This is a genomic window from Chitinophaga sancti (assembly GCF_034087045.1).
In the GTDB taxonomy this organism is placed as follows: Bacteria; Bacteroidota; Bacteroidia; order Chitinophagales; family Chitinophagaceae; genus Chitinophaga; species Chitinophaga sancti_B.
Window position 1 is genome coordinate 499,224 of the sequence record NZ_CP139247.1, and the last position, 12,598, is coordinate 511,821.

The following is a 12,598-nucleotide window of genomic DNA, read 5'->3' on the forward strand; positions in this document are numbered from 1 at the left end:
AATAAGGTAAGTATTTAATAATGAAACAAAAGCTCATCTTTGAAATGCTGACACTTCTGCCTAATAACTAGGGTCTGCTGAATAAGTTTTCCGATGAATTATATTTCATTTTGACACCTTGCTATTTACCATTCCATACGTCTCATATATCGAGGTCTAAGTTGTGCATCCGGGCAACTCACCATTATCGTTAAATAACCCTCTGTTACCAGCCAGTAATAGATTTGGAGTAATGACAAAAAAGAACCTGCTGCCAGTTTAAGCAGATTCATAACAAAGTAAATAGACATCACCCAACTCTCAGCTGTATCCTTAAGACGGGCCTTGATCTTACCCAGACCGTATGCATTTTTCCCCTGTCCAAATTTCCCTTCAATCGCATTTCGTTCCGGCATCTGCTTTTGCAATAATCGCTTTTGCTGCTTACTATCTGATGAGGGCCGACCCAATGGCTTGCCAACATAACGGATCCCTTTTTCCTTCATGTATCGTCGGTTTTCACGTGTGCCGAACAACTGATCTCCTAATACCCGCTCCGGATAACACCCAAACAAGCGTTTATGGGTTTCCAGGCATTCGATTAGTAATCCTCCTTCATTGTAATTATCCCAACTCAGCTTCTCAATATGTGTGTAACCATCTTTCAACAACACCAGTTGCTTGCTGCCAAACTCCGTTGATACGCGGTCTTTGCCTCTCGGCATCGGACGCACATGCGGTTGATAGATACTTACAATCCGATCAGATATTTTCTGTTCTCTTTTCTTATACATCTCTACCTGCTGACGATACATTTCCTGGATCACTTGTATTAACGTCCACTCTTTCGGTTTCAATGTCTCCTTAAAAGTAGGTCCTGTTTCAATCAGCCAGTTGATATACTTTAAATCCCGCTTAACATATTGCAATTGCTGACGGATACCCCTGCGTATGTCTCTTTTGCTTTTGTTTTTCTTTTTGGCAATGTTCAAATATTGCTTCCTGGCTATATTGCGATACATCCGCGGCATAATCAGTTCAGCAGCCAGACATCCCCGCTCTATTATCCCTTCCAATTGACGGCGCCCCTCATTTAATAACTTAATATCCGTTGGATAATCGATCTGTTGCTCTGACACCGTCGCGTCTAACATCAATGTTCCTGATAGTCCTTCAGATGGCGTTTCTTTTACTATCTCTGCATCCGCCTGGCAGCCAACTTTATTGCTCTCTCCTCCATCCCCATCACTTTCATCCTTACTGCCGGCATCCGATGTTTTCTCTTCTTTCGCTTTGGTTAATCCCGCTTCCTGCAAGATAATCTCATTCAACCTGGACATCACCTCTACGCCTAACCGTTTTCTAATACTGACCATCAGCGATGCATCAAAGGGAGCTTCCTGTTGAAAACTGCTTAGACCTACAAAATATTGCAGATATATGTTTTCTGTGATCTGCTCTACTACCTCACGATCGTCTATATTCAGTATATGTTTGATGATCACCGCACCAATTACCATCCGCGCACTCAAGGTTGGCGCTCCGAAATCAGCCCGCATCTTTTTATAATACACATCCGCCAGTTTGTCCCACGGAATCTTTGCAGCGAGTATAACCCACCTGTTGGAAGTGGATAACTGCTGCGAGAAGGGTGTGGAAAAACCTTCTAATGTCAATTGTTTTGCAGGTGTATAACGTATCATGGCTGCATGCTTTTGGAGATGATTCATTCAATATTTATACACTATTCAAGCAAAAAATAGGCCATACAACATTGATTAACAATAGATTAATACTTATTCAGCACACCCTAATTAGAGATTATATAAAGAAGCCAATTACTATTAATCAAATAACATCTGGAATTTCTTTAGTTAAGACTAATAATCAATATCTTGGAAGTGATTATCATTACTCCTTTATTGCAAAATTATTATGTGAAAATTATAATAGAATTACTCATGTTATGCTATATCGAAAGGAGAACAATGATAAAGATGCAACTTTTAAATGGGCATATTACCCAAACACTAAGCCTCTCCTAATTGAATATGCTTTAGATGATTTCTTATTTAATCACCTTAATTGTGTGGAATACAAGCAATTTATTATTGCGCAATTTCAGAATTATTTAAGCAATTTTAAAAATGAATTTAATCAATTAGACTTACTAGGTTTTTTTAATGTTTTTAAAATCTTACAGCCTTATTTAAAATATGATGAATTCGACCTGGTGAGTGTAGTAGGTGAAAAAATGCTATTACTTTCTAATCTAATTCCCTTTTTTAAATTTGAAGAATATTGCCCCTCAGGCTATAAGCAATATGTGGAAAATCCCAAAAATTTGGATAGTATATTTACACGAACATATTATTTAACTTTTCAAAGGCAGAAAAAAGAATTAGGTGCAAGATCATTAACATTAATGATGATGCAAATATTTCAAAGACATTTTAAGATGAATATTACAGACAGATACCCATTTGTATCAAATGACTTTTCGCAGTCAGAAATAGAAAGTGGTGAACATCCCTCTATTCAAACAAGAACCAAACAGGATAAGGAAGAAAGAATTGAAAAAAAGAGAAATAAGAATCAGATAAGAATTGCTGAGAGACACTTTGTTAGGCTCTTTAAATAAAACAGTATATCTAGTGATTCAAATTATTGGAATAATATATTTCTCGCCCCTACACTGAAAACATATTCCATTCTGTACATTGAAATAATCTGGGATATATCCTTTACCATTACATTTTGGACATGGTTCATATTCCAGTTCAGTTGATTCATCCCCACTATACACTGGCACTTTATGATGCAGATGAAACTCAGTATGGCAGTGATTACAAAAGGTGATTAAATCTTCATTTTTATAATCCCATGGTAACCTGTTTAAAATGTATCTGGTGTGATGAACCTCTAGGTGATAATGCTTATCAGCAGAAACAAAAACACTATTAACAGAAGCTGTATCACCACCTAAATACACAACTCCATTATCTATAAGCCAAAGATGCTCTGTCTTTTTTGTAATAGGATCATAATTATCAATAGTATCTTTCTTCTTACATTGCGTACATTGAAAATTATCTCTTTTAATAATTTCTTCCCTCTTAGACATCCATTCATTAGTACTGAGGTATTGACTATAAGTGAGATGTTTTCCCTCATTATTAAACAACAACAATTCTTTTAAGGGCATAACACAAATATTGATTAGGTAATATACATAATAATAGGCAGATGCAGCTATATGCCAGTTTCCCCCAAAAAATTTCCAACCCAAAATTTTAAAGCATATATAAGTATATAGCGTAAGTGCATCATCATTAAGACCACCCCTCTTATTCTACCACTAGTAAATACTAAGGTTTGGGGTCTTACCCTTCCCATCCTTCCGGCACTTATAATACCACAGTGATTTTGCTTTGACTACATAACCTGTAAATGGCTGGTTGCAGGTATCACATTTAATGAAGATCTTAAGGGGCACAGCGTCTTGTTCCTTTTTATGTGGCACTCCGTATCCTCCCGAACCCTGATGAATGTTATTGACCTTTAAGAAGATTTCAGGGCTGATCATCTTCTCATGGTCACCTTCGACTATTTTACCTTCCAATAACCCGTGGTTAATCATACCGCTATAGAACGGCCGTTTAAATATCTTAGTTAACTGCTGCTTATACATTTTTACTCCCATCGCCTTCAGCCTGGAAATAATTTCCTCATTCTTCATACCCTCCGCCTTCCAGATAAATGCCTTCTTTATCTTTTTTCCCACTTCGTTTACAACAATTTTGCGTTGGCCGTTAATTTTCACTATATCATATCCCTGTGGTGGTCCGTTTACAGGCCTGCAGTATCAAAATAAGACTTTGTAAAGGCCGAAATTTTCTGATGCCTTTCGGCTATTTCCTGTTCAGTCCACTGAATTTTTTCACGGATCTCTGTGTAACTTGAAAGTGCCGTATCCTGAAAAAGCTCACGTTTCTTTTCAAATGACTTATTGCTAAACTTGCTGTTTTGGTTCACTGTTAAAAGCGCAAGATTGCCTGCTAAATGAAGGAAATTGTTCCTAAAATCTTCGGTATACTGCTCCTCTTTTGGATTTTGCGGTTTGATATGTTCTATTGTATATCCTTCATATTGTTCCTTGTCCAGCAGAGCACCTGATTTGTTTGCAATCCTTATGGCATTTTCATACTGCCAGAGTACAAACTTTATCGTATTAGGGTCATAATGCCATTTCCCATTACCAAAGTAATGGTGAATAATGTTTTTAAACCTATCTTGGTCATTCCAGTACCAGTTAAATCCAATTTCTGTTGCCTTTTTTATATCCTGGTAAAGCCGTTCTATGTCGTATCCATCTTTGCCGCTAAAATAGTTTTTTGCATAAGTTGGCAAATGGTCACTCCGGTAGTCACCTAGCTTAAGCTTAAAGCAAAGAACTTCGAGCAACTTTAGAATTTTAGTGTAAAAATCGCCTGAGGTTTCCCCTTTGTAAAACAATGTCAATAAAACCAGTTGCCATTTTACTTCGTTCCCGACAAGGAAGAGATTAGCAATCTCAATGTGGGCCTTATTTTTTACGATGCTCTTGGCGCTTAGGCTTAGACCAGCAAAATTTTCAAAAAAGCCTTTAATCCATTCCAGTTTGTCACTTTCATGGATGAGCTTTTCTTTTATTGATTCTATATTTCCGTTAATACTGTAAAACAGGCTGGAACTATAATCTAACAGCTCACTTTCAGTAAAATAACCTTCAGTAACTTCGAAATAGCGATATGTACTTGCAACAGCAGTCTGAATATCCGCAATGATGCTGTTTGCTTGTCTGACGTTTTCGCTTTGGATATATACCTGATGCATGAGATAAGCTTTAATGATCTCAAACCGCGAAAGGTCCTTTCCTCGATTATTTTGGTACTCAAAAACCTGCGTAGCCTCGACTTTACTGCAAATAAAAAAAGTGCTGATTACCGCTTCCTCTAAGGTTTGCTGAACGGCATCAATTGTAAATTCATCCACATCAAGTAAATACTGTTCAAAATAACTGAAAGCCTCGATTAGTCTTCTTTGGGAAATGGTATCCGTATCGTCCTTTTTTGACATTAAATGTCTTTGTGTGATCTGTTTAAAGACAATCTGGTCGTCTCCAATTGTTCTAAATACGTCTGTTAAGTAGGTAGATTGTATTTTACTAACTTCTTTTCCCTTTTTATTTTTGATCTTGGCAATGGCCGAAAGAAGTAGAATTGTGGTGGTGAGCCGCTGCTGACCGTCGATGATATAAAGGGTGTTGTCCACTTTTTCAAAAAGAAACTGACCTAAATAGTAACGTTTGCCGCGTTGCTCCAGCAAATCATCCAGGAATTGCGAACATTGTTTTCTTTCCCAGCTATAGGCCCGTTGGTATTCTGGAATCCGTATGTTTTCTGCGTTAGTAAAAAGTGTCTGGATATTTTCGGTAAATATATTTTTAGCCTGCAGTATATTTTGAGTACTATTCATATGATATATAATTTTATAAATTGTTGAATTTTACGGGTGAAAAGGAAATAAAAGTATGATAGTACTTAATTCCGGATGTATTATATATATAATAGCTGGTATTGTTACCATGACCTTGCTATCTTTGGTTTATCAATTAATTGAAAGAATATAAATAATACAATTGAAACGTTTTTTGCCAATGTCTCCACATTTCGTACCTATTGTATCACATTAATTGATCTCGAATAATAATGCAGTGGTTAGATTAATGTTTATTACGTCTCATTTTTCGTAATACAAGCTATCCAAAAATGCTGCCCTTGCTTCACTTACTTTTTGTTCTGTATAGTTTTTAGGGCCTGGGTTTTGCCACCAGTCACTGTCATTAAGTCTTTCTATAATTTCGTCCCAATATCTTTGATAGTCCATTGCGGATTGAATAATTCCGAAATCCTTACAAAGTGCTGACCGATTTTTACTATCGAAACATATAAATGTGTCTGGTCGCTTCATACATAATAGTCGTGTTGCAGTTGCTATGTAATTACCTGTAAACGTCTGCGTGAAATATTTTATAAAGTTGTCAAAATGTCGTTTTGTTATTTGACCCGAAAGCGGGATTTGGTCTAATGCCTTTGAAACATTTTTGTCATTTTTTTTGATCTTGTTTTTAAAAATCCCAGCTCCTTTCATACTTCCGAAATAACCCCAATCCTCTGCCCCATCAAGTTTTAGTTTGTTTGGAATACCTGCTATAAATTTTCGTTCGTCTTCTGTTAGTTCGCTAAAATGGTTTTTACTTCTAAAGAGTTCACTTGAGATTTTTATTACTCTCAATCTTCGTTCAATTACGTGTTTGTTTTCACAACGAACTTCGCTCATAAATTCCGCCCAGCTTCTAATTATTATCGGAACTTCATGGATAGGCTTGGGCATTCGTTTTTCACTGCCGTATTGTCCGGATATACTTTTAATTTTTTGCCTGTGATTTTTCCAGGTTATCATATACTTTTCCAAGTCAGAATTGTCGAATATTTTTCCATCAACAAAAGCTTGTTCAACCAGTTTTATTGCATTGGCAAAGGTTTCAGATGAATTATTGTCTTTGTTACTAAGCAATATGCACGCTTCGATATTTTGTGAGAATGCCTCTTTGGTGAAATTAGCACTACCAATAATTAGCTCCCATTTTTCAGAACTATCGGTGAATAAATACAGTTTAGGATGAAATGTTCCTTCTGGGTGTTGGATAAAGCGGACTTTTTTGTCATTCAAAAATGCTTCAATAAAGTCAGGATGTGTTTGATAGAAATGAATTCCAACAACAATTTTGCCGATTTTATCTTTATTGATTAAAAGATCGTTGAAAAGCTTTGAACTGGAACTTGCCCAGGCTGTCGCCCAATAGAAATTTTTATATTGTCTAGTCAGTCGTCTAAACTCTTTTTCTAATTCTGTCGCCGTGGTTATTAGTTTCATTAAAGGTTATTTTAAGCTAACTACAAGCTCTTAAATATATGTAATTCTTGCGATGATTTATTTTCGTATATTTTTATCACAATTCAATATGCGTAGTTGTAGTCTTGACCTCATAATACGGACAAATAGTTAAGCTACATTTTTCACTTTCAACTCCTGGCTGTTTAATTCAAATTCATCGGGAGAAATATAACCAATATAGGAGTGTTGCCGCAAGTGGTGTATAGAACTTCTATATTGCTAAAAATGACACTAACAGGTCCGGGAGGTAGAATTCCTCTATCTCCCCTAAAAGTGATCGATTATCGAAAGATGATCGGTCTCTTTTTCGTTAACAGTACATTGCCAGACAGGTGGGCAATCCGGGAATTATTCCTTCCTAATCAACGCTGATTGTAAGCTATCCATTTTTCAGTTCGCCATCCCTTATTTAGTTTCAGCTGGCAGCCATTACCCTTTACAATATTATCATTTACAGCTAAACTATCCGTCGCCGGTATCAACTGCATTAATATTCTTAAGTAACGCAATGGATACAATTAGCTCCAAATCGGGTTTAGCTTCCGGTACCGGGAAGCTGAATAGAAATTCAGCATGCCGTTTTTCGACCTATGTCAAAGTTTAAGATGAATAACCCTGCATTTTTGCATCATTAATTTAAACAATTCAAAAAATGAAAAGAAAACATTTTAAGTACATCAACACCTTGTTTGTCGTTATTCCGATGACGTTGATTATGGCTTTCGTAGGTTTGATGCGGAATCCTGGTTTTTGTAAAAAAAGGTTTTTCAAATTCCTGAAAGCATGGAGTGTAATGTTGCCAATTGCATATGCTGCTGCTTTCATCATCATGTAAAACGTTAATGGGTATTTAGAATAATACACAATAGAGAAAGTGTCGGCATAGTCGACACTTTCTTTATTGAAAAAACAACATCAATTCCTTAGCCACAAGGTATCCTTTACAAGCTTACTCGCCACTATAACAGTATCACGTGCCCGGTACCGCTCTTCACCAAATATCCTTTCCATAAAAATATAGTAAGTACCCTGGGGTATATCCCGTTTTTCTCCGGAGCCATCTGCGCCAATCTCAATCTGAAAATTGCTGCCCTCACAGGTATCACGCCGATATAGTTCAATACTTGTGAAAACACATGCCTCACCACCGGGTATTCGTCCGCCAAAACTATCCATTATTACGTAATGAATACCGTTCTGCTCATTTACAGGCTTCTTTGCCAACAGAAAGGTATCCAGCATGATAGTATCGGAGATTGTAAGTGAGTCGGCTATCTCATAGGTCGCATTGTTAATAACTGCGGACCCACGAAAATAGTATTTCATCACAGGGAGGTTAAATGCATAGATCCTTCCAAGACTATCAGTATTTAGCTTAAAGGAGCTTTGTTCACAATTGCTATTTTCAAAAAGTAGTCTACTATTAAACACGCAGATCTCCATATCTTTGAAAGTGCCTCCTAAAGAGTCGGCAATTACAATATGAAAGCCATTTTGATTAACACGATCTATAGCGGCCACAAGTGCCAATGCAGCCTGTGGTGCTATTATTACAGCGCTTGCTGTGTATAATACACCTTCTATTTCTTCTGTATACCTGATACGGTAGCGCACACCAGCTGCAAGGGTCTTGAATTCAAAATATCCTTCAGCATCAGTGGTCACATCATAAATATAATTGATAGTATCCGCTTGGTCTGCATAACCGATAGTAACATGCTTACTACCAAGGGGACGGGTACTGTTGTTCTGTGTCAAATTGTTATATGCAAACAGTCGACCTCTGATGCGTTCTTCACCTCGTGCATCAGAATCTTTCTTCAGATCCCTAAATTTCTGACAACCTGTTAATAATAAAATTAGAATAGCAAATAACTGTGTTTTCATATAAAGGGTTTAAAAAAGACCAAGGGCTTTAACGAATGTTGACGGTTCAATATTAACTGACAGGAATAATCCAGCGGTTTTCAGGCCACTGGCCTGATCTGTGATCTGGTTATTAAATACCTTAAACCGGGTTTCTTTAAAAAAATGTGCGCCTGCAATTGTTCTTATACCGGGTACCCAGTCGTAACTGACACCTGTATAATAATTATCCAGCGACTTAGGGATACTGATCCCTACAAATGCAGAGATCCGGTTCTTAAATGTTCCCGGGATGCGATTGTCCTGTTTAAATAATCCAAACGGATAAAAATTAAGCCCTGCTATTACTTTAAACTGTTCTCCGGGATCTCTTTCAGGCAGATCATTGGCTCCGCGTTTACCTACTGTGTAAGCACTGGTTGTAAATGCGACTCCGGCGCTGACGTCAATGTAGTGTATGCCTCCAACTTTAATACTTTGTTTTACCACATCTGTTTTCACTTCTTCCTCACCTTCTTTCCTTTCTTCTTTAAGTGTATAGATAAGTTTTTTGGGAGCAGCCGGTACATCCGGATAATAAACGATTGTACGGTACAGCTCATTATCGTCTGTTTCAGACGTCAGAAGTTGCGGGGGAATGGATCGGTTGGTGATTTCGAGATAAGGTAAATAACTGTTCATCTTTTCTTCCAGGTTCCCGGTAAGTGCTAACATTACTTTATTACACCGCTCCACCTTGTCCATAAAACAATTAAACCTTTCAAACAATTTATTGGCACCCTCGTTTATTAACTCCTTCTCATATTTCAACCTGACACATTCATCTCTCGCAATGAAACTATCGATCAGTACGGGAGGTATGGATTTACATTGTCCTTTGCAATTAGTATTATATGGAAGCGTCAGTGAGGCAATGATCAATGTCCTTTTATCAACATTCTGATCTTTAATAAGTGGGATTTTATATGTCTCTATTTCAACTGCATCAACCTCCTCCGTGTTTTCATCTCTTTGTATTTCTAATATCCTACGGGCCAGGCTATTCTGTATGGTATCGTAGCCTTGCATCATTTTACCTGATTGACTGAATGTAGCGTACGCTTCTGAGGCCTGCATTTTCTTTCCACCACTTACCTTCACAATAGGAGCACGGGCAGTCAGTTGAGCTGGATTAAACAATCCCAATATAGCTGAAATCGCATCCGATTTACCTCCAACATCGGTGATCGCTCCTGAAAAGATGTTCAATGCGTCGTCCAGTTCGCCGGCTACAAAACCGCGATCTTTCAAATCCCCTTCTTCGAGTGATATAGATATTGAAGTTGACTTTGGCACATTATGTACCAATACGGCAATCGCCTGCTCATCACTTATGGCCTTCTTATTTGCCTTCACATCGGTTTTATATCCATTGGCCCCATCATACTGGTATAACCTGAATTCGCCATCCTTTTCAGTAACGGGAAAGGTAACTTTATTCACCACCCTGCTTGTAACTAAAAACTTCTTTAATTCTGCATCCATGGTCACTGAGCTAAATAATGTTGTATCTGCCGGGGTGATCAGACTGTTGGGTTCCGAATTGGGATATAACAGCCAGGTATTTGTAACTATCAAAGGGTTAACAGCCAGCTTGCCTCCGGTATACCATAACCAATCTTTGAGGAAATTATTCTTTGTTAAAAACGTATGTATCGCCAGCTTATCCGCTTCTTCAAATCCGGATTCAAATTTTATCACCGCGTTCAATTGCTTTACCAGCGGATTATCACTTTCATCGCAATCCATTACTTTACCCGCTAGCTCTTTCAGGATTTCATAATTCTTAACAGCATTCTTATAGTTGTTTTCCAATACCCGCCACTTTCGGATATATTCAATATTCATATCATGATCGCCGACCCAATGATTTTTCGACTGCTCATAATATTTTAGTAAAAAAACCTTATAGGGATCACGTATTTCAAGATTGATCTGCTGTTCCCCAGGACGTGACTTGCCCTTGGTCACTGCATCAAGCTGCATTGTAAGCATCGCACTTACCATGGCCGGATCAGGCACATTATTTAAAGATGGTCTATAGGTAGGATCATTCAAAGACTTTTGCAGGTTTTTAATATTTGCTTCTAATTGCGCTGTAAATCCGCTGCCCCACAACTTATCATAAAATGCAATACGCTTAGGATCATCCAGGTTAATAAGCGTTGTGTTCAATTTACTATTTAGCCGGCACATCAGCTCCTGCTTTTGCTTATCGGACAGATAGATAGTATCTGACTGCATCGAAACCGAACGCACTGATCGTTGAAGACTACCCATCTCTGAAATCAAATAATCCTTAGTAAATTTTTGGGCATTTGCTGTGGTACATATAAACAAATAAAATGCTAACAATATTCTTCGCATATAAATAAGGGATTAATTCAACAGATATAACACGATGAGGGACGTTCAAGAAAAAATCGATCAATAAAATCTCTTTGCTACATTGTGGTGATGTCCGGATTTGCTCCCCAACATAACAATCGGGGTTTGCAAGCTTAACAAATATTGCGTTTACATTGTTCAATATAGACAAAAAATAAACTTTCCCTGTGTACTACATGAATTTCATGCAACAGTATTATAGCAATTGTAGTGAAAACAAAAAAAACTTTCATTGAAACTTCCCTTGTTTCAAACGCTCATCATCTAACACAAACCCCTTAACGATAAATTCTCTCAGGTTCCTGGTAGCCCAAATTCTAAATTGAGTAGCCTGCATTGAATTTACCCTGTAGCCGACAGCTATTATTGCATCTAGATTGTAAAACTCCAATTTCCGTTTTATCTTTCTTCCCCCTTCTTGTTGAACTGTTTCCAAAATGGAAATAGTTGAACCCTTATCCAGCTCTCCTGACTCATATATGTTATTCAAATGCTTACTAATGGCAGGCACTTCTACCGCAAATAATTCGGCCATCCGCTTTTGAGTAAGCCAAAATGTTTCATCATTAAATATTACTTCTATTCTTATATCTCCTGCAGGTGTACTGTAGAAAATAATGTCATTATATTGAAATGAATTTTCGTTTTCCATTTAGAATGATAGCGTATAATTAGATTATGTTTTGGCAAATATGATAATATAAGAAAGTGATTTACAACTCCACAAATCATCTTCTTTTAATTCACTTTATGAAGTAATTTTATTGATGGCTGATTAACAAATCAAATGTTTAACCCTCCTTTCAGGACAGCTTGAGTATGATTCGGCAGGTTCGTATTTGCACACTTAATTTTTAATAAAGCGCAACTCAAAAACAAAGATGTATTAAGGAATTATCAATAATTAGTTTCTTAATGAATATCTCTAATAAAAGTGTGAATTTTAGATAAATCCTCTATAAATAGGTTCGAAAGTTGCCCCCTTCGCCCCGCTAAAAAGCAAGACCTGCTCATAGAGCGGGTCTTGCTTTTTAAATCTATTTTGATGAATTTTCAGGATGTTTGTTTTCAACTGTATAAGCGGTCGAAATAAAATGTGTTATATAATCCTGGGCTGAGCTTTCCAGTTCTGAGTTAAGCAGCAGTAATTAATTTTTGAACAAGCCCATTGTTATTTCTTTCTGTATAGCATTAACATAATAATCATTCTTTTTGGCTCCATAGGTAGTTATAAGTGTAAGAAACAGTGTTTTACGGGTTTGGTTTTCTCCCGAAAAGCCCTTCTTTTTGCGTTAATACAGCAGCATACTTTTTGTCTATAATAAAT

Annotated in this window: 10 protein-coding genes; 2 read left to right on the forward strand and 8 right to left on the reverse strand. The window is 37.1% G+C overall.

What is annotated here, in order from left to right; translation table 11 throughout:
* Nucleotides 1-125 precede the first annotated feature (125 nt).
* The gene (locus tag SIO70_RS02140; RefSeq protein ID WP_320574022.1) at nucleotides 126-1,682 is read right to left on the reverse strand and encodes an IS5 family transposase; all 1,557 of its coding nucleotides are present in this window, start codon (nucleotides 1,680-1,682) and stop codon (nucleotides 126-128) included.
* Here SIO70_RS02140 and SIO70_RS02145 point away from each other — a divergent pair.
* Nucleotides 1,649-2,620, forward strand: a complete 972-nt coding sequence (locus SIO70_RS02145) for a hypothetical protein (RefSeq protein WP_320579037.1) — start codon at nucleotides 1,649-1,651, stop codon at nucleotides 2,618-2,620. The genes SIO70_RS02140 and SIO70_RS02145 overlap by 34 nt on opposite strands.
* Before the next feature lie 18 nt (nucleotides 2,621-2,638).
* On the opposite strand, the gene SIO70_RS02150 is transcribed toward SIO70_RS02145, so the two are convergent.
* From SIO70_RS02150 to SIO70_RS02165, 4 genes are all read right to left on the reverse strand, one after another.
* Nucleotides 2,639-3,184, reverse strand: a complete 546-nt coding sequence (locus SIO70_RS02150; RefSeq protein WP_320579039.1) for a hypothetical protein — start codon at nucleotides 3,182-3,184, stop codon at nucleotides 2,639-2,641.
* 153 nt (nucleotides 3,185-3,337) lie between these two features.
* On the reverse strand, nucleotides 3,338-3,763 hold the full coding sequence (locus SIO70_RS02155; RefSeq protein WP_320579040.1) for a recombinase family protein: 426 nt from the start codon (nucleotides 3,761-3,763) through the stop codon (nucleotides 3,338-3,340).
* A gap of 65 nt (nucleotides 3,764-3,828) precedes the next feature.
* Entirely contained in the window at nucleotides 3,829-5,496 is a 1,668-nt protein-coding gene (locus tag SIO70_RS02160; RefSeq protein WP_320579042.1) for a DUF262 domain-containing HNH endonuclease family protein, read from the reverse strand.
* 264 nt (nucleotides 5,497-5,760) lie between these two features.
* On the reverse strand, nucleotides 5,761-6,957 hold the full coding sequence (locus tag SIO70_RS02165) for a phospholipase D family protein (RefSeq protein ID WP_320579044.1): 1,197 nt from the start codon (nucleotides 6,955-6,957) through the stop codon (nucleotides 5,761-5,763).
* A 673-nt stretch (nucleotides 6,958-7,630) separates the two neighbouring features.
* Between SIO70_RS02165 and SIO70_RS02170 the strand changes: the two genes are divergently transcribed.
* A complete protein-coding gene (locus tag SIO70_RS02170; protein WP_320579046.1) occupies nucleotides 7,631-7,813 on the forward strand; it encodes a hypothetical protein in 183 nt (60 codons plus the stop codon).
* A gap of 80 nt (nucleotides 7,814-7,893) precedes the next feature.
* Here the strand turns inward: SIO70_RS02170 and SIO70_RS02175 are convergent, their stop codons facing one another.
* The 3 genes from SIO70_RS02175 to SIO70_RS02185 all read right to left on the reverse strand — a co-directional run bounded on the left by SIO70_RS02175 (nucleotide 7,894) and on the right by SIO70_RS02185 (nucleotide 11,923).
* Nucleotides 7,894-8,865, reverse strand: a complete 972-nt coding sequence (locus SIO70_RS02175) for a hypothetical protein (RefSeq protein ID WP_320579048.1) — start codon at nucleotides 8,863-8,865, stop codon at nucleotides 7,894-7,896.
* A 9-nt stretch (nucleotides 8,866-8,874) separates the two neighbouring features.
* A complete protein-coding gene (locus tag SIO70_RS02180) occupies nucleotides 8,875-11,250 on the reverse strand; it encodes a hypothetical protein (RefSeq protein ID WP_320579050.1) in 2,376 nt (791 codons plus the stop codon).
* A gap of 250 nt (nucleotides 11,251-11,500) precedes the next feature.
* Nucleotides 11,501-11,923, reverse strand: a complete 423-nt coding sequence (locus tag SIO70_RS02185) for a virulence RhuM family protein (protein ID WP_320579052.1) — start codon at nucleotides 11,921-11,923, stop codon at nucleotides 11,501-11,503.
* Nucleotides 11,924-12,598 lie beyond the last annotated feature (675 nt).